Origin of the sequence: Siminovitchia terrae, assembly GCF_003605405.2 — a bacterium.
GTDB lineage: Bacteria > Bacillota > Bacilli > Bacillales > Bacillaceae_C > Siminovitchia > Siminovitchia terrae.
This window is the reverse complement of the sequence record NZ_QYTW02000025.1, coordinates 68041-84286: the sequence shown is the minus strand read 5'-3', so window position 1 is coordinate 84286 and position 16246 is coordinate 68041. Positions and strand designations below refer to the sequence as shown.

Annotated in this window: 19 protein-coding genes; 10 read left to right on the top strand and 9 right to left on the bottom strand. The window is 41.6% G+C overall.

What is annotated here, in order from left to right; genetic code table 11:
- Positions 1-144 precede the first annotated feature (144 nt).
- Genes D5F11_RS19900 through D5F11_RS19890 form a run of 3 tightly spaced genes read right to left on the bottom strand, consistent with a single transcriptional unit; the run spans position 145 to position 2367 of the window.
- Positions 145-1425: an FtsW/RodA/SpoVE family cell cycle protein gene (locus D5F11_RS19900; RefSeq protein WP_120117718.1), complete on the bottom strand. Its 1281-nt coding sequence runs from the start codon at positions 1423-1425 to the stop codon at positions 145-147.
- Entirely contained in the window at positions 1418-1828 is a 411-nt protein-coding gene (locus D5F11_RS19895) for a PadR family transcriptional regulator (protein ID WP_120117719.1), read from the bottom strand. The genes D5F11_RS19900 and D5F11_RS19895 overlap by 8 nt, the downstream gene beginning before the upstream one ends.
- A gap of 2 nt (positions 1829-1830) precedes the next feature.
- Positions 1831-2367 (bottom strand): sigma-70 family RNA polymerase sigma factor, encoded by a 537-nt coding sequence (locus D5F11_RS19890; RefSeq protein WP_120117720.1) that lies wholly within the window; start codon positions 2365-2367, stop codon positions 1831-1833.
- 46 nt (positions 2368-2413) lie between these two features.
- Here D5F11_RS19890 and D5F11_RS19885 point away from each other — a divergent pair, with 46 nt between their 5' ends.
- From D5F11_RS19885 to D5F11_RS19865, 5 genes are all read left to right on the top strand, one after another.
- Entirely contained in the window at positions 2414-2611 is a 198-nt protein-coding gene (locus D5F11_RS19885) for a hypothetical protein (RefSeq protein ID WP_126646638.1), read from the top strand.
- A 234-nt stretch (positions 2612-2845) separates the two neighbouring features.
- A complete protein-coding gene (locus D5F11_RS19880; protein WP_425470871.1) occupies positions 2846-4288 on the top strand; it encodes an FAD-binding protein in 1443 nt (480 codons plus the stop codon).
- On the top strand, positions 4285-4851 hold the full coding sequence (locus D5F11_RS19875) for an MFS transporter (protein ID WP_120117721.1): 567 nt from the start codon (positions 4285-4287) through the stop codon (positions 4849-4851). The genes D5F11_RS19880 and D5F11_RS19875 overlap by 4 nt, the downstream gene beginning before the upstream one ends.
- Positions 4817-6283, top strand: coding sequence for an amidase family protein (locus tag D5F11_RS19870; RefSeq protein WP_120117722.1), 1467 nt, complete (start codon positions 4817-4819; stop codon positions 6281-6283). The genes D5F11_RS19875 and D5F11_RS19870 overlap by 35 nt, the downstream gene beginning before the upstream one ends.
- Before the next feature lie 230 nt (positions 6284-6513).
- Entirely contained in the window at positions 6514-7656 is a 1143-nt protein-coding gene (locus D5F11_RS19865; protein WP_120117723.1) for a DEAD/DEAH box helicase, read from the top strand.
- Positions 7657-8350: 694 nt separating this feature from the next.
- Here D5F11_RS19865 and D5F11_RS19860 read toward each other — a convergent pair.
- Positions 8351-9214 carry an endonuclease I family protein gene (locus tag D5F11_RS19860; protein ID WP_120117724.1) on the bottom strand — a complete coding sequence of 288 codons (864 nt, stop codon included), beginning with the start codon at positions 9212-9214 and terminating at the stop codon, positions 8351-8353.
- Positions 9198-9470, bottom strand: coding sequence for a hypothetical protein (locus tag D5F11_RS19855; RefSeq protein WP_120117725.1), 273 nt, complete (start codon positions 9468-9470; stop codon positions 9198-9200). The genes D5F11_RS19860 and D5F11_RS19855 overlap by 17 nt, the downstream gene beginning before the upstream one ends.
- A gap of 307 nt (positions 9471-9777) precedes the next feature.
- Between D5F11_RS19855 and D5F11_RS19850 the strand changes: the two genes are divergently transcribed.
- From D5F11_RS19850 to pabC, 5 genes are all read left to right on the top strand, one after another.
- Positions 9778-11031, top strand: coding sequence for a GTPase (locus D5F11_RS19850; protein ID WP_185830805.1), 1254 nt, complete (start codon positions 9778-9780; stop codon positions 11029-11031).
- A 445-nt stretch (positions 11032-11476) separates the two neighbouring features.
- Complete coding sequence (locus tag D5F11_RS19845) at positions 11477-11686, top strand: hypothetical protein (RefSeq protein ID WP_120117727.1); 210 nt, start codon at positions 11477-11479, stop codon at positions 11684-11686.
- Complete coding sequence (locus tag D5F11_RS19840; protein WP_120117728.1) at positions 11664-13070, top strand: anthranilate synthase component I family protein; 1407 nt, start codon at positions 11664-11666, stop codon at positions 13068-13070. The genes D5F11_RS19845 and D5F11_RS19840 overlap by 23 nt, the downstream gene beginning before the upstream one ends.
- Positions 13067-13648: an anthranilate synthase component II gene (locus tag D5F11_RS19835; RefSeq protein ID WP_120117729.1), complete on the top strand. Its 582-nt coding sequence runs from the start codon at positions 13067-13069 to the stop codon at positions 13646-13648. Before D5F11_RS19840 ends, D5F11_RS19835 begins: the two co-directional genes overlap by 4 nt.
- Before the next feature lies 1 nt (position 13649).
- Positions 13650-14486 (top strand): aminodeoxychorismate lyase, encoded by an 837-nt coding sequence (gene pabC, locus D5F11_RS19830; RefSeq protein WP_120117730.1) that lies wholly within the window; start codon positions 13650-13652, stop codon positions 14484-14486.
- A 48-nt stretch (positions 14487-14534) separates the two neighbouring features.
- On the opposite strand, the gene D5F11_RS26775 is transcribed toward pabC, so the two are convergent.
- From D5F11_RS26775 to D5F11_RS19825, 4 genes are all read right to left on the bottom strand, one after another.
- Positions 14535-14690, bottom strand: coding sequence for a hypothetical protein (locus tag D5F11_RS26775; protein WP_185830804.1), 156 nt, complete (start codon positions 14688-14690; stop codon positions 14535-14537).
- Between the two features lie 113 nt (positions 14691-14803).
- Positions 14804-14944, bottom strand: coding sequence for a hypothetical protein (locus D5F11_RS26770; RefSeq protein WP_185830803.1), 141 nt, complete (start codon positions 14942-14944; stop codon positions 14804-14806).
- 89 nt (positions 14945-15033) lie between these two features.
- Positions 15034-15174, bottom strand: a complete 141-nt coding sequence (locus tag D5F11_RS26765) for a hypothetical protein (protein WP_185830802.1) — start codon at positions 15172-15174, stop codon at positions 15034-15036.
- A 457-nt stretch (positions 15175-15631) separates the two neighbouring features.
- Positions 15632-15814 carry a YozQ family protein gene (locus tag D5F11_RS19825; RefSeq protein WP_120117731.1) on the bottom strand — a complete coding sequence of 61 codons (183 nt, stop codon included), beginning with the start codon at positions 15812-15814 and terminating at the stop codon, positions 15632-15634.
- Positions 15815-16246: the final 432 nt, after the last annotated feature.

Below are 16246 nucleotides of genomic sequence, written 5' to 3'. Positions count from 1 at the left end.
TTTGTCGATTGGTTAGGAAACCCCCACTTCAAAAACAGGTGTTTTAAGTGGGGGGGTTCATTGAGGTCGTACAGAACATAAATAATTAAAAAAATGGTGCCAAACGGCACCATTGGTATCGTAATAAACATGGATCATTCTCCTTTAGTTAGTAGAAACGATAAGATTTTTCCGGCGGTATACGCTTAACACGAGGCCGATAATGATTGAGTTGATCACAGCGGGGGAGGAGCCGTAGCTGATAAACGGCAGTGAAAATCCGGCAATCGGGAAAAGGCCGAGCACCATTCCGATATTATATACAAACTGTACTGTGTATAGTGCCGCCGCTCCGACAATGATGAGTTGACCGAAGGAATCCGGAGTCTTGCGCGAGATCCAGCAAATTCTTACCATAATAGCAACGAGAAAGAGCACGATTATAATAGCAAATATCCAGCCAAAGGAATAGGTTAAGGTGACGAAAATCATATCTGTATACATTGCTGCCATCTCAATTCTCTCTATTTGGGGAAATTGTCCAAACCATCCAGCTTCAGATAAATATTTTTTGAATTGTAAATAAAAATAGCCGTAAGTTGATTCATATTGCTCAGGAAAAAGGAATCCCATTAATCTCTTTCTTATATATAAGCTGGAGCTTTTCCAGAAGACAAGAAGGCAAACCGTAATCACAGAAAATAAGGCAGCAATGATTGAACCAACCAGTTTTTTCGATTGGTTTCGTATTGACCAAAGATACATGACCACAACCATGACAACGTAGACTACTACATTAGGTACAGGACTGATGGGAATGTATAGGGCCAATGATAAGAGGAATAACCCGGATATGAGCAAAGACCGGTTTGCATAGCGATGAAGGAGTCCAGCCCATCCGATAAAAAGAAGCGGTATAACAATCAATGAATTTGCCGAAAACGTACCAAATTGGGCAAATTGAACGCCATTTACCATCCAACTCGAAAAACCAAAATGAAAAACTAGTATTAGTATAATTCCTGCTACGCCTAACATAAGCCAGTACGTCTTCTTAAGCCTTCGGTAATCAAACATCATCAAGGTGAGCACGATCAAGATTCCTAACAGCACATCTATTGATTTTTTGAATAAAGAAAACTGGAACTCATATTGAGTTATTAGCAAAGGCAGAAAGCCGATTAAATATAATAGGAGAACAAGGGAAAGGAGGCTCCAGTCAATTTTGGGTCGATGCAGTTTTCCCATTTTGATTCCCAGCTTAACGGGATCACCCATCCGTTTTACTGCCTGACTTTCAGCTTCCTCGCGGCAAAGTCCTGATTTTAACATGTTTCGAACTGCGGCCTCCAGATGCTGCTCAAGCTCTAGAGCGACAAATTTCTTGGCTTCTTTCGATTTAATTGGATTGGTCGCTTGCTTTAAAAAAGCTTTTTTCTCACTCATACAAAATATCTCCCCTTAATAAATCTTTTAACGCCGGGGAATTTCTCTGTTGTTTCTTCTCAGCTTTCATCAAGACCTTTCTTCCTTTATCCTGCAAATAATAGTATTTCAGATGATCATCCGCCCATAAGGAGGAAATCCATTCTTTTTGTTCCAGCTCATGGAGGAGCAAGTAGAGCGAGCCTTCTTGATTCATAAATTTCTTGATGTTCCGACCTTCTAACAGCTGTAATAATTCAAATCCGGTTCTTTTTTCGTTCAGCAATTGCAGGGTGGCAATCAGAATCTCTTCATCGTTTTTTTGTTCTCTGTCAATGGCTCGATAAATGTTCTTGCGGTGCTGTTCAGTGAATTTCAATTCGGAAAGCTGTTTTTTTCCTAATTTTTTTAGTCTTTCTTCCATTTTTAAGAACCTCCCAAGCTGTCTTTTAACATGGCCATTGCCCGGCGCATTCGTGTTTTAATCGTGTTGTTTTTAATGCCTGTTAACATCGCTATTTCTTTGACTGACAGCTCTTCAAAATAATGCAAATAGATAGGTTCACGGTATTTGACAGGAAGCTTCAGCACTTCCTCGATTAGTTTTTTGTCTTCTTCAGAGCGTATGACCGCTTGTTCCACGGTATCGCGTGAGGAAACTGGTTCAGGCGCTTTTTCATATGCCAGCAACACTTTACGGTGATGCCAGCTTTTCAAATAATCCTTACAATGGTTGATAGCAATTCTCCAAAGCCAGGTTTTGATGCTGGACCGTCCTTCGAATCTTGAAAGAGAATGATAGCATTTCACAAAAATCTCTTGTGTTAAGTCTTCCGCAAGCGCAGTATTCACAACATACGAATAGGTAAGCTGCATAATGTCCTGGCCGTAATCCGTCATGATCTGATCAAACAATATATCAATATCTGAAGTTTGGAGTTCTTCAGCAGTTGCTTCATTCAAGACTTTAACCCCCTTGCCGTACTAAAACATTAGACGAGACGGATGCATGCATGGTTTCATCGTATCGATCAAATTCATGTTTTTAATTTTTATAAGTGTGGTGAATAGGGAGTTTAACTTCATTCACCAGAAGTCTCCCACTTCAGTAAGTGGTGAGATGAACGCATATTATTCCTTTCAGCGGGGGTTCAAACCCCGGCTGAATAAAGTTAAAGCCTTCGGCGGATGCCACAGATTTTATTGAGTGGAGCTCGATAAAATCTGGGCGCAAATACGCCAAGGCGCATTTGATTCACAACATGATCATAATCCCTAGGCAAGAACCGCATAACAAAATTATCAATAACTTCGAAGTATTACAACAGTGAGAATATCATAAAAAGCTTTTATCAATATTGTTCCATGCTTCTTTCTAATCAAGTAAACTGAATATAAGTAAAAGTTGGGGATGTTAAAAATTATGCGCGGAAAAATTTTTTTGAAGAAAAAGGTTTTAGTGATATTACTCATTCTTTTTATGGGAGGCTACGGTGCTTTTTTCGTTTACTCTTTTCAACATAAAGCTGGTGATGAACATTTAATGGCTGATGTAGGTCGTCTTGTTCCCGTTAAAGTGAGAGAAGTGGTTCAAGGGCAAGAAGTCGATCAAATGAAGTATCTTTTGAAAGAGGCAGAAGATAAAAATTTTAAAATTTCAATTGCGGGCAAACAGCACAGCCAGGGTGGACACACTTACTATAAAGATGCCATTGTCATGGATATGACCACATTTAACAAAGTTCTTAAAGTGGATGAGAAGGAGAAGGTGGTTACTGTCCAAAGCGGGGCTACGTGGGAGGATGTCCAGGAAGCAGTGAATCCTTATGGCTTATCTGTTAAAACAATGCAAGCGCCGAATATTTTCACAGTGGGCGGCTCCATGAGTGTCAATGTGCATGGTCGTGATATTCGCTATGGCCCTTTAATCGAGAGCATCAAGGCTTTTCGACTCATGAATGCGGATGGGAAAATATTAAATGTGAGCAGGAATGAAAATGAAGAGTTGTTCCGGTTGGTCCATGGGGGATATGGGCTCTTCGGAATCATATTAGACGTTGATATTGAACTGACGGATGATGTGCTTTATCGAGTGGAAAACGAGTGGATAAATTATCATGATTATCCGGAATATTTCAAAGAAAAGGTACTGGCAAATCCTGAAGTGGACATGCACAATTCGAGAATATCTGTTGCCCCTAATTACTTTTTAACAGAAATGTATGTAACGAATTATTATCTTGAGAAACAAGGAAAGAAACTTGAAGATTACAATGAGTTGCAAGGTGAAAAGTTTGTGAGGCGGAATAAGTTTGCTTTTGGTCTGTCAAGGAAGTTTGATTGGGGTAAAAACTTTGTCTGGTATGTGCAAAAGCATGCGTTTAAAGAAGGAAAAGTGGAATGGACTTCCCGAAATAATGTGATGCGTCCAGAAATTAAATTTTTGGATTATGAAGGAAAAAACGATACGGATATTTTGCAGGAATATTTTGTACCTGTTGATGAATTTCCGAATTTCATTGATAGATTAAGAGACATTTTGGAAGAAGAACACTTGAATGTCTTGAATATTACCGTAAGATATGTTCCAAAAAACGATGAAGCATTCCTTTCGTATGCAAACCAAGATATGTTTGCACTGGTTTTCTTAATCAATCAGGGTACTTCTAAGGAGGAAATCGAAAAGACGGGGAAAACTGTAAGAAAATTGATTGATCTTGTATTGGATTTTGATGGTTCCTATTATTTGCCTTACTATCATTACCCTTCAAAAGAGCAGATGAAGGAGGCGTATCCCAATGCCGATCTGTTTTTTGAAAAGAAAAGGGAATACGATTCCGAGGAAAGATTTGTGAACCAGTTTTATGAGGAGTATGGCAAATGAGATGGATTATCCTTTCTCAAAGTATTGCGATCCTTGGCAGCAGTCTTGTTTTTCCATTCTATTTGATTTTCATCAAGGAGGTTGGCGGTGGATTTCTTCAATATGGAATCTCTTACGGCTTGTTTACAGTCAGCTCGGCTTTTGTCCACATAATGGTTGGCAGACTCTCAGACCGGATGGGGAGAAAACTATTTCTTCTTATTAATAGCTGGGGGATGGCTGTTTTACTCCTATTTTTTCCGATTGTTATTCATGTTTGGCAGGTTTATATTTTACAAGTATTGCTAGGAGCCGCTGGGGCCATGCAGAAAACGAGTGAAAAAGCAATGCTCGGGGATTTTACGAATTCTTCCAGTAGAGGAGCAGTCATAGGATATTATCATTTTTGGACATCTATTTTTGCAGGGGCAGCGGTTATGCTCGGAGGTTTGATCATTGATCTTTTTACAATTGATATTATTTTTTATATCAGCTCTTTCATTCTTTTTCTTAGTGGTTTTTTTATTTTAAGGATAAAGGAGAATCATCATGGATATTCCGAAGTTCATTCAAAAGGACGGTAACTGGCTGATTGAAGCAACAATAGATGATATGCAGAAAAAAATGGCGGCAGGTGAGGTTACTTCGTTTGAACTCGTACAAATGTATCTGCGCAGGATAGCGGTGCACGACGAAAAAATCCATTCTATTTTGGAAATTAATCCAGATGCTTTGCATATCGCTGCAGCGCTTGACGAAGAAAGAAAAACAAAGGGGACACGGGGACCGCTGCACGGCATTCCCATCCTTGTGAAGGACAATATTGACACAGGAGATAGGATGCATACATCTGCGGGGTCTCTTGCTTTGGCCAGTCATATCGCATCAAGCGACGCTTTTGTTGCGGGGGGTTTAAGAAAAGCAGGTGCTGTTCTGCTGGGAAAGACAAATATGACGGAATGGGCCAACTTTATGACAATCGGAATGCCGAGCGGCTATAGCTCAAGGGGCGGACAGACTTTGAATCCTTACGGGCCAGGGAAACTGGACGTGGGAGGATCTAGCTCGGGATCTGGTGCGGCGGTTGCCTGCAATTTTGCAGCAGCTGCCATTGGGACAGAAACATCCGGATCGATTTTAAATCCGTCTTTGAAAAATGCGCTTGTTGGAATCAAGCCGACAGTCGGTCTTTTAAGCAGGAGAGGAATCATCCCCATTGCACATAGCCAGGATACACCCGGACCCATGGCAAGAACAGTGAAAGATGCCGCCTATCTACTTGGCGTAATGGCGGGAAGAGACGATCAAGACCCAGTAACTGAGGCCATTCCGTTGTCGGCTATTGTAGATTATGCTGTCGAGCTTCAACTGGACGATTTAAAAGGTGTCCGGATCGGAGTTGCGGGTGAACCGTTCACACTACGTTTAAGCAAGCATAAACTCGCTTTGATGGAGGAAGCCAAATCAGTTCTGAAGGAGCTTGGGGCAGAGCTCGTAGAAGATATTCATATCCCTTCTGCTAAACATGTGTGGGGTTTTGACATTTTTACCTATGAGTTCAAGGTTGGCCTTAATGCCTATCTGCAAGAAACACCTCCATCGAATCAAATCCGGTCTCTTGCAGATGTCATAAGATTTAACGAAACTAATTCGGATAGTATGTTGAAATACGGGCAAAAGCTCTTGGAAATGTCGGAAGAAACGAGAGGTACGCTGACGGAACCGGAATATCATTTCACATTGGGGCAGGACCTTCTTCTTTCAAGAGAGGAAGGAATCGATCATGCTTTGAAAGAACATCGGCTGGACGCGATATTTTTTGGAGGGGACAGGGGCTCTGTAATCGCAGCCAGAGCAGGATATCCGACTGTCATTGTCCCGGCTGGGTTTGTTCCAAACGGTGAGCCGTTCGGCGTTTCTTTTACAGGAACCGCATTTAGTGAAGCTCTCCTGCTAAAGATCGCCTATGCATTTGAGCAGGCGACGCACCATCGAATATCGCCGGAAATCGATTAGGCCCTGCATTTCATTGTTTTATTTCAAATTAGTGATCTTTCCTTTCTTTTCGCGTGTTTACTAAGCTTTACCAGGGCATTCATTGAAGGTTTTTCAATTCAGATATAGTTTGAAGCCTCCCGCTGTTTTCGGTATTTGTTCATTCTGAATGAGATAACTGAAAAAGTACAAGATACGTGATAAACTTAAAATGAATAAGAGACTGGGAACACATGAAATGAGGAAAAATAATGACCGAGACAAAGGATATCATTGGCAGGCTAAAACCTGCGATAAAGGATTTGTGGGAAAAATCCAATTTTAACGAGTTGACAGTTGTGCAGGCAAAAGCGATTCCCCAGATTGTTGAAGGTAAAGATATGATTGTCCAGTCCCCGACGGGTACGGGCAAAACTCTTGCTTATGTTTTGCCGCTACTAGACCGAGTGGACGAGTCAAAGCAGATGACGCAGGCACTAATCCTCGCACCATCAAGAGAACTAGTCATGCAAATCCACCAAGAAGTCCAAAATTGGTCTGCAGGAACCGGAATAACAAGTGCAGCGCTTGTCGGGGGAGCCAATATCAAACGACAAGTAGACAGGTTAAAAAAGAAGCCAAATGTTTTGACAGGGACTCCTGGCAGGATATTGGAGCTTATTCGAATGAAGAAATTAAAGATGCACGAAGTAAAGACGATTGTTTTGGATGAAGGGGATCAACTTCTGAATAAGGAACATTTGGAAACAGTCCGCACAATCGTTAAAACAACATTGAATGACCGACAGCTTCTCCTTTTCTCTGCGACAAACCTGGATGAGCCTGATCAAGTAAAGGCCATGATTGGGAGAGAGCCGAAAATACTTACGGCAGAAAAGTCAGTATCCGTTCCTTCATCCATCAATCACTATTATTTATTATGCGAGCCGCGGGAAAAAACGAAGCTGCTCGGTAAAATTGCTAAGATGGATGGCATGAAGGGACTTGTTTTTATCAGGTCTGTCGGCAATATGAATGTAATTGCTGATAAGCTGAAATATGATGGAGTAAGACTTGAGCTCCTTCATAGTGATCTCGGAAAGCACGAAAGGGAACGGGCCTTAAAAAGACTTCAAACAGGAGAAATTAGTATTTTACTGGCTAGTGATATTGCAGCCCGCGGACTGGATGTCAGTGGACTTAATCATGTGATTCAATTTGATCTTGCAGAAGATGCTGCTCAATATGTGCATCGTGCAGGGAGAACTGGAAGGATGGGAGCGGCCGGAACGGTTGTGACTCTTGCTAATCCAAGAGATGAGAGGGAATTGAAAAAATACGCGCGAGAAATGAAATTCCCTATTGAACGAAAACGGCTGTATAAAGGCAAGTTTGCTGGCTTTGATAAGAGATAGTCCTGAGAAATTCATATTGGTAAGTGAAATATATGAGCCTTTCGCACGGAGGCTCTTTTTTAAATGGATAAGAGACGAAAAATCGTATTCAAATGATGATGTTAAGCGTTTCGCTCTAAGTGTTCACGGCGAAAGGATCAAGCAAATGGCTGTGTTCACTGAAAGCTGACTAGTATATGGAGATAATCATATGCAAATAATGGGAAATGACAAGGGAGAGCNATCAAGCAAATGGCTGTGTTCACTGAAAGCTGACTAGTATATGGAGATAATCATATGCAAATAATGGGAAATGACAAGGGAGAGCCTTTAACTTCATTCAGCAGAAGTCTCCCACTTCTGTAAGTGGTGAGATGAATCCTATTGTATTCCATTTAGTGGAGGTTCAAACTCCGGCTGAACAAAGTTAAAGCCTCCGGCGGGTGCCACAGATTTTCGGAGGAAATTTATCGAGCGGAGCTCGATAAAATCTGGGCGCAAATACGCCAAGGCGTATTTGATTTGATAAAACTTGATACAGATGATATGAGAACAATGGAAATGATATTTGAGGCGTTTTCGCAGATATTGAGAAGAAATGTTGGGGGTGTTTTTCTATGAAAGGTATATGAATGCGGCAGGGCATTGCCGAATATCGGCCGATGCCCTTGATATCTTCCCCGCATCGAAACCGTAAGGTGGAACATACCAAGCATTACCATCTTAATGGAATATAAAGGACGTCAGCCAACTCCGGAAAGTCAATAAAAGGATTACGATTTCCTTGAATGTGGTAAATGGCTTGATTCCGGTGTTTTTCATAAAGGTCCGGCGGGAACTTTTGGTTCCAGTCCCTTAACAGGTTAAAGTTGACCTTGCTTCTGAAACGTTTTTTAATGGACTTAGGATAACGAAGCAGAAAGTAGAGCATGGCCCTGGCAACGGTCCCTTTCCCGAATTCCGGCTCGAACAGATTACTGGCTGCGACACCGCAGTGGTTTCTGATTGTTTCGGCAGGAGACTCCGGGTTATAATTTGGAAAATCGAAGTAGGGAAAATTGGAGCGGGCAGCGTTGCAGCTTGGTTCGCAAGCAAAAAGATGGTGCAAGTCTCCTTTCATGGGCTCGCGGCCAATGAACCAAGACTGTGGTACAATATGTTCGGCATTAAATTTGAGTTCCTCCGGAACAGGCTGGTGAATAAAGGTTTGTTCCCTATTAGCAAGAAAATCCTGGAATTCTTCATAACGCCTGCTCACTTCGAAGTCTTTTCTAATCAATTCCGCCGGGTCATCCTCCTTGCCGGAATAAATGCTTTTGATTGTGCAGTCCGGCTGCAGGTCGACCCATGTGTATAGAAACTGGTCTTTGCTTATAAAATAGGGGAGCCTGTTCTTGTGAGTCCGTTCCAATAGTGAATGGAACTGTTGGAATTTTGGCTTCCGAATATTCACTTTACGGTAATATTTCATTACTGCATCCCGATCTTTTTTTTCATCATAATATACAATCTCTTCTTCTCTTAATCTTCGAAGAGTTTTTTCCAATTCTTCGAAGGATAATTCAAGATGAACGGTCATGATATTCACTCCGTTCGCAATCTGAAAAGGCTAATCTCTTAAAATAGGAATGCTCCGTACCGAGCTCGCAGTTTATCAATATTTCCATTTCTTCTAAATGTTCTCGTTCTACCACCGGATCCAAATCCGACCAGCGAATCGTATATACAAAATAGTAATCTTTAATTTGTCTGAAGAAGACATCTGAATGAACAAAGGGTTCAAAACGGGCCTTAATATTCTGATGCTTTGTGTATGACCATTCGAGCAAATCCATTTTTCACCTTTCCTTCCTTGCATCTATTATAGGGGATGTTTAAAAAGTCAACAAATGATAAGCGGCGAATCTCATGGCTTCAGCACCGCTCATCTGTTTTACCGGGAAAGTTTTGCTAATGGGTAACGTTGAAATCTCATACCCGCTCCCACTGCTCAATCCTTCGTCGCCTTGAGCCTCTTGCTAGTGATTTTTACCATTTGGAACATGTACTTATCATTCTTTAGTCGGGAAAACTGAAATACAAAGGTTGAATTATTTTCTTTTAGGGGAAACATATAGAAAGCGATGTTGGGGAGGAACGATGATGAGCAAAAATAGTTCAGGTTTCGGATCAGTTTTTTCAAATATAAAAAATCAAGTTGACAAGCTGCCTTTATCGAAGAAATCCAAACGAAAAATGATGTCAAAGCTCAGTGAACTGAAAGAGCTGACGATTGAAGCGCGGGAACCGCGGATTGCCCTGGTAGGACGAAGAGGTGCTGGCAAGTCATCGCTAATCAATGCATTATTTGGTGAAGAAAGGCAAATGGTCAGTTCTGTACAGGCAGGAACGGGCCGGGGAAGGTGGCTTTGGTACCCTTCGGAGGATGAAAAGAAAATTCGACTGCTGGATTCCCGAGGATTGGGGGAAAGTGAGAAGCCGCTTGAATCGTCTGACACTGATACAGCTGTTTCCCAATTGAAAAAAGAGATGGAAGCCGAACAGCCCGATGTATTTCTTTTCTTGATCAAAGCAAAAGAAACGGATGCGCGGGTGGAAGAGGATCTGCATGAATTGAATAACCTGCGGGCCTTTATTAAGGAGGTACATCATTATGATGTACCGGTCATTTGTGTAGTCACGCAGGTGGACGAGCTCGATCCACCTTATTACAAACAATTGCCATTGGATGCGAACCCGGAAAAAGCGAAAAACATTAAAATATCAATGAAGCTAATGGAAAAGCGGTTTAATGAACATAACATTCCCCTCATCACAACAATTCCAGTCTGTACGTATGTTGATTTTGATGAGTCAGGAAAAATGGTCTATGATATGCGGTGGAACGTCGATGATCTGGCGGAATATCTGGTTGACGTCCTGCCGAACGATGCGAAGCTGAAAACAGCAAAAGCGACCAAAGCTGTTTCTGCTAAAAAAAAAGCGGCGCAGAAAGTTATCGGAATCATGTCCGGTATGGCCGTACTTATCGGGATTGAGCCGATACCGCTTGCTGATATGCCTCTGCTTACTGGACTGCAAGCCGCGATGATCATGATCATTGCCTATATAGCTGGAAGGGAAGTTAACCGGGCGGCGGCCGCTGAATTTATTGGTGCCATTGGAGCTAATCTTGGAGTGGCGTTTGTTGTAAGGGAAGGAGTCCGATCTGCAGCTAAAATTATACCCGCTGCAGGAAACATGATTTCCGGAGCCGTCGCAGGCGCTGCCACCTATGGAATTGGACAGGCAGGAATGGCTTATTATTTTGAAGAAAAAGACTTGAAAAGGGCAAAAGAAGCTTTTGAAAGAGGAAAAAAACAGTTTCGAAAAGACCGCAAAAATGCAGAAGAATAATAACAGCACCCCTTTATCCATCTTGCATCGGGTATGGGGGCTTTTTTACGTAAAAAAACATACAAACCTTTTTCTGGGGCTGTACGACTGAATGGGGCATCAACCTGTTGGGAAAAATCATGTAGAAGCTCTATCATCAGAGAAGAATTTCACCTTTATCAACATGTAGTTTACTATTAACAGATTCATCTTAAAAGTCAGTTATATAAAGTCTATTGGAAGAACTTCATATGATAACAGTCGCTATTTTCCCAGTACCCAAGATCCTTTTCATGCTTATTGGCCGAGTAAGTGCAGACGTAGTAAAAAACAAGGTCCAATTGTATGTTTGATAGAACTACTGCTTGTCCTTTCGATTATGTTTGCTTTAAAATCGTGAGTAGGGTCTTTTGTATTTTTAACTTCATTCAGCAGAAATCTCCCGCTTCAGTAAATGGTGAGATGAATGCATGGTGGTTTTCATTCAGTGGGGGGCAAACCCCGGCTGAATAAAGTTAAAGCCTCCGGCGGATGCCTCAGATTTTCAGAGGAAATTTATCGAGTCGAGCTCGATAAAATCTGGGCGCAAATACGCCAAGGCGCATTTGATGAAGAAACGCTGATTAACCTCATAGATAGGAAGTGTTGCAGTTATGGAGCAGCCTGTGATTTTTGAACAAATTCCATTTGATCAGGATAGATTTTTTAAGGCATATTTAAATTTGACCGCAAGCAAAGAGCAGCATGTTCTTTTAGAAAGCGGCCGGACCGGGAGATACAGTATTGCAGGAATCGACCCGTTTGCAGTCATTTGCGCGGATGAACGGAAGATTGTAATAAAACAAGGGGATCAGACCGAAGTAATGGAAGGAAAGCCCCTTCAAACGCTGGAAAAGTGGATGAAGCCATTTTCTTTTCCGCCATTATCAGGGCTGCCCGATTTTCAAGGAGGGGCCATAGGATATATAAGCTATGATTATGCATGGTGCATTGAGCAGCTGCCTCATAAAGCTGTGGATGATATCGGGATGCCGCTCTTTTATTTTCTTGTGTTTGATGAATGGGCAGTGTTTGACCATAAAGAACAATGCTTGTGGCTGTTGTCATTAAACGGGGATTCGGCAGAAGAAAAATTAACAGAATCGAAGATGGCTTGGCTTAAGGCGGCGGAATTAGATTTGGAAAATCCGATGGATGTTGCGAATGCTAGTGGTGAGATTAAGCCGCAGTTATCTTTTACTGAAAAAGAATTTATGGATGCTGTTGAAAAAGTGAAGGACTATATACGAGAAGGCGATGTTTGTCAGGTCAATCTGACGGTTCGGCAATCAGATAAGTTGTTCACAACGCCGTTCAATGTGTATAAAAAGCTGCGAAATTTGAATCCTTCACCTTATATGGGATATTTCCATACACCAGAATTCCAGATTGTTTCCGGGTCTCCTGAGCTTTTGATAAAAAAAGATGGAAGAAAAGTTGGAACAAGGCCAATTGGCGGGACAAGGCCGCGGGGAAATAACGAGGAAGAAGACATGCAGCTTGAAAAAGAACTGCTCTCCAATGAAAAGGATCAGGCGGAGCATATTATGCTTGTTGACTTGGAGAGAAACGATTTTGGCAAGGTGTGTGAATTTGGAAGCGTACATGTGGATGAATTGATGGTGATTGAAAAGTACTCACACGTCATGCACATTGTTTCACATGTGAACGGAACATTACCTGAAGAAAAAAATGTATATGACTTAATTGAAGCTGTCTTTCCAGGCGGCAGTATTACCGGGGCGCCTAAAAAAAGAACGCTGGAAATTGTCGAAGAACTTGAGCCGGTCAAACGGGGAGTGTACACGGGAACAATGGGCTGGATCGGATTCAATGGAGATGCCCACTTGAACATTGTAATCCGGACGATGATCATCAAGGATCAGCTGTGTCATGTTCAGGCTGGCGCTGGTATCGTAATCGACTCCGACCCGAAAGCGGAATACGAAGAGTCATTGAATAAGGCGGCTGCTCTTTGGAAGGCAAAAAAAGAAGCGGAGAAAGAGGGGGCATTTGCATGATTCTTGTAATCGATCATTATGACTCTTTTACATACAATATTGTTCAAACGCTGGGGAAGATGAATAGGGATATTCTTGTAAAAAGGTATGACGAGCTTTCAATTGAGGAGATCAATCTGTTGAAGCCAAAATATATCGTGATTTCATCTGGGCCTGGAAGACCTGCTTCAGATGGAGTTACGAAGGAAGCGATTCAACGCTTTTCAGGCAAAGTTCCTATTCTTGGAGTGGGTTTGGGCTGTCATGCCATTGCTGAAACCTTTGGAGGGGAATTGAAAAAAACAGATAACCTTCTTCCAGGTAAAGCAATGGATATATTCCACGATGGAGAAACCATTTTCAGGGAGATCGAGCAGCCTTTTTCTGCTACCCGCTATCATTCATTAATTATTAGCAATGAAAATCTCCCTGATTGTCTGGTTGTTTCGGCATGGAGCTCGAAAGAGGAGATCATGGCAATCAGGCATAAGGATTACCCCGTGGAAGGCTTGCAATTTAATCCCGAATCAATCATGACTGAGACGGGGGAGCAATTGTTAAAAAACTTTATTGAATATAATCGGATGGTTGTGGACTGACATGTATATATTTTTGAACGGCGAAATAATTGAAAAAGAAAAGGCGCTCATTTCACCGTTTGACCACGGTTATTTATATGGTGTGGGAGCGTTTGAAACGTTCCGAACATACGAGGGAATCCCTTTTTTGCTCAATGAACATCTGGAGCGGCTGAATACAGCGCTTGTGGAAATGGGAATAAATCGCACTTTTGAAAAGGAAGAAGTGCTGGCTGCGATTGAGAAACTATCGGAGCTTAATCAATTGTCGGATTCCTATATAAGAATGAATGTTTCGGCCGGACCCGCAGAAATAGGTTTGCAGACCAATTTATATTTGGATCCGACTGTCATCATTTTTCAAAAGGAGCTTCCTCCACTGGAGCCGCTTCGAGAAAAGGAAGCAGTGCTATTAATAATCAGACGGAACACGCCCGAAACGAAAACACGTTTAAAGTCCCATCATTTTTTTAATAATATAGCTGCCAAGCGGGAGCTTGGCGCTGATCCAGGGAAAGAGGGGATCTTTCTCTCTGAAGATGGTTATTTGGCGGAAGGTGTCACTTCGAATCTGTTTTGGGTGAAAGACCGGAAGATATATACCCCGGCAATTGAAACCGGAATACTGAATGGAATTACGAGACAGTTCATTTTCCGACTTGCTGAGAGACTAGGGATACCTGCAGAAGAAGGACTTTATAAAGAGCAGGCGCTAATCCAAGCAGATGAAATATTTTTTACCAACTCAATCCAGGAAATTGTCCCTGTAAAGGAATACGAAGGGAAAGTCCTTCCTGGGAAAGAAGGGGCCATCGTACAAAAGCTGCACCGATTGTATCAAAAGTCTATTGCCGAATGATAATAAAAAAAACTCCTGCCGGCTTTGGCAGGAGCCTCTAAAACATAGTCAGTGTTCATTTCTGTTTTCAAGTTTTTTAGGAGCAAGGGGCTGGTCTACTCTGTTTGCATCCTCAAAATTTAGTGCGGAACTGATAAAAAACACTAAGAACAAAGCGACTACCATCAAAAAGATAACAAGCCCGATCAAAATTGATACATCCATTTCAGTTCCCTCCTATTTTTTCGATAGTGCGGAAACAATGAAGATACATATCTTATTCCCTCTTTTTTAACTTATAAACATAAAAATCCTGTCAGTGACAGGAAAATTTTCTTTTAATTCTCTTTTTCATCCGGTGGCAAGGAGTCAATCTTGCGGGCATCATCATAATTCAAAACGCTATGAATAAAGTAGACGAGAAATCCGGCAATGGCAGCCAAAACCCCTGCCAATCCAAGGGTGACCCATAATTGCATGAGCATTCCTCCTTGTTTAAATGTATGCCCATGCTCGGAATCTATGCCATAGATAAACCTCCTGCAATCATCTGCAGGAGGTGGCTTTGTCAGCTATTTTTTTGATCGGTAGGCAATTCGTCAATTCTATTCGAGTCGCTTGAATCCAACACTGATCCAATGTAGTAGACTAGAAATATGGCTACTGCGCCCAACAAAATGGACAACCCGATTAAAACTCCAATTTGCACAATGATTCCCCTCCACTCTTTTAATACAATGCCCGCTTTTCAACACCTATTAATGAAAAGCGAAGAGGTTTCTCCGTTTAATTAATGATTATAGCTTATTTTGTTGTTTCTCTCAAAGTTTTTGTCGGATTTTTTTGAAAAGTATATTCCACATAAAAACAGATGGCTCTGGACCATCTGTTTTCCATATTTCCAAAATTGTTTTTCCACTGGGAGTTGTTTCCTGTGTTAGCCATGTATGCGGTTCTCTAATTTTGGCGAAATGTTAAACGACAAGTTCATATTGATGATGTAAGATACCTACCTCTGCTATATAGTAAAAGCGAAGTGGCAGGATGTTCACTTCCTAATTAGGCATGCGCTATCAGTAAAGAGATCAAGCCCAATTTTTGCAGTGTCTGAAAAACGTCTTCCTCATTCTTTTTAGGACTTTGGGTTCTTTTCTGACATTACAATCCTACATGTCTTTTCCGTCTGCCTCTTCTATCACTGGATCGATTTGTCCTTCAGTGTACGCGTCGCTAACCTGTTCATGGGTGATGGCAAGTGCCTTCGAAATGGAGTCCTTTTCGTGGGGATCTTCCAATTTATACTTTCTGCCGGCAAGCTTGAGGCTCTTTTTATGCAGATCCTTATCCAATGGGTTCCCTCCTTTATTTGCATTCCATATTATTGCCTAAAAAAATTCAGCCATCACATGAATAAATTACCATTGAATAAGGAACGTATAATGATATAAACAAATGTTTGGTGGTGATGGTTTGAAGGGGATTTTGGAGCGTGCAGCAATGTCAAAAGGGAATGTGGAGATTATATATCTTTCCATGAATCGGCAATTGACGCAACGGATTATAAAGGTACTTTCCATTTCCCAAAATGCAATGTATGCATATTGTTAACAAAGGAAATCTATCAGGACATTTAAAATAGAGAATATATTGTCTGCAGTTCCAGCGTTTTCTAAAAACTTTCGATAAGCCCAGCTGTCTGTGAAAAAACTATTATGTCAGCAAGTAAACCAGCAGCATCAAAGCCTGAAGCTAAAAGATAAAACGTCCATCTGTCGGATGGG

Bases quoted from the DNA above. Each gene is read 5' to 3' on its own strand.
- D5F11_RS19900 (WP_120117718.1), bottom strand. From the start codon at position 1,425: ATGAGTGAGAAAAAAGCTTTTTTAAAGCAAGCGACCAATCCAATTAAA.
- D5F11_RS19895 (WP_120117719.1), bottom strand. From the start codon at position 1,828: ATGGAAGAAAGACTAAAAAAATTAGGAAAAAAACAGCTTTCCGAATTG.
- D5F11_RS19885 (WP_126646638.1), top strand. From the start codon at position 2,414: ATGCATGGTTTCATCGTATCGATCAAATTCATGTTTTTAATTTTTATA.
- D5F11_RS19875 (WP_120117721.1), top strand. From the start codon at position 4,285: ATGAGATGGATTATCCTTTCTCAAAGTATTGCGATCCTTGGCAGCAGT.
- D5F11_RS19870 (WP_120117722.1), top strand. From the start codon at position 4,817: ATGGATATTCCGAAGTTCATTCAAAAGGACGGTAACTGGCTGATTGAA.
- D5F11_RS19865 (WP_120117723.1), top strand. From the start codon at position 6,514: ATGACCGAGACAAAGGATATCATTGGCAGGCTAAAACCTGCGATAAAG.
- D5F11_RS19860 (WP_120117724.1), bottom strand. From the start codon at position 9,214: ATGACCGTTCATCTTGAATTATCCTTCGAAGAATTGGAAAAAACTCTT.
- D5F11_RS19855 (WP_120117725.1), bottom strand. From the start codon at position 9,470: ATGGATTTGCTCGAATGGTCATACACAAAGCATCAGAATATTAAGGCC.
- D5F11_RS19850 (WP_185830805.1), top strand. From the start codon at position 9,778: ATGAGCAAAAATAGTTCAGGTTTCGGATCAGTTTTTTCAAATATAAAA.
- D5F11_RS19845 (WP_120117727.1), top strand. From the start codon at position 11,477: ATGCATGGTGGTTTTCATTCAGTGGGGGGCAAACCCCGGCTGAATAAA.
- D5F11_RS19840 (WP_120117728.1), top strand. From the start codon at position 11,664: ATGGAGCAGCCTGTGATTTTTGAACAAATTCCATTTGATCAGGATAGA.
- D5F11_RS19835 (WP_120117729.1), top strand. From the start codon at position 13,067: ATGATTCTTGTAATCGATCATTATGACTCTTTTACATACAATATTGTT.
- pabC (WP_120117730.1), top strand. From the start codon at position 13,650: ATGTATATATTTTTGAACGGCGAAATAATTGAAAAAGAAAAGGCGCTC.
- D5F11_RS26775 (WP_185830804.1), bottom strand. From the start codon at position 14,690: ATGGATGTATCAATTTTGATCGGGCTTGTTATCTTTTTGATGGTAGTC.
- D5F11_RS26770 (WP_185830803.1), bottom strand. From the start codon at position 14,944: ATGCAATTATGGGTCACCCTTGGATTGGCAGGGGTTTTGGCTGCCATT.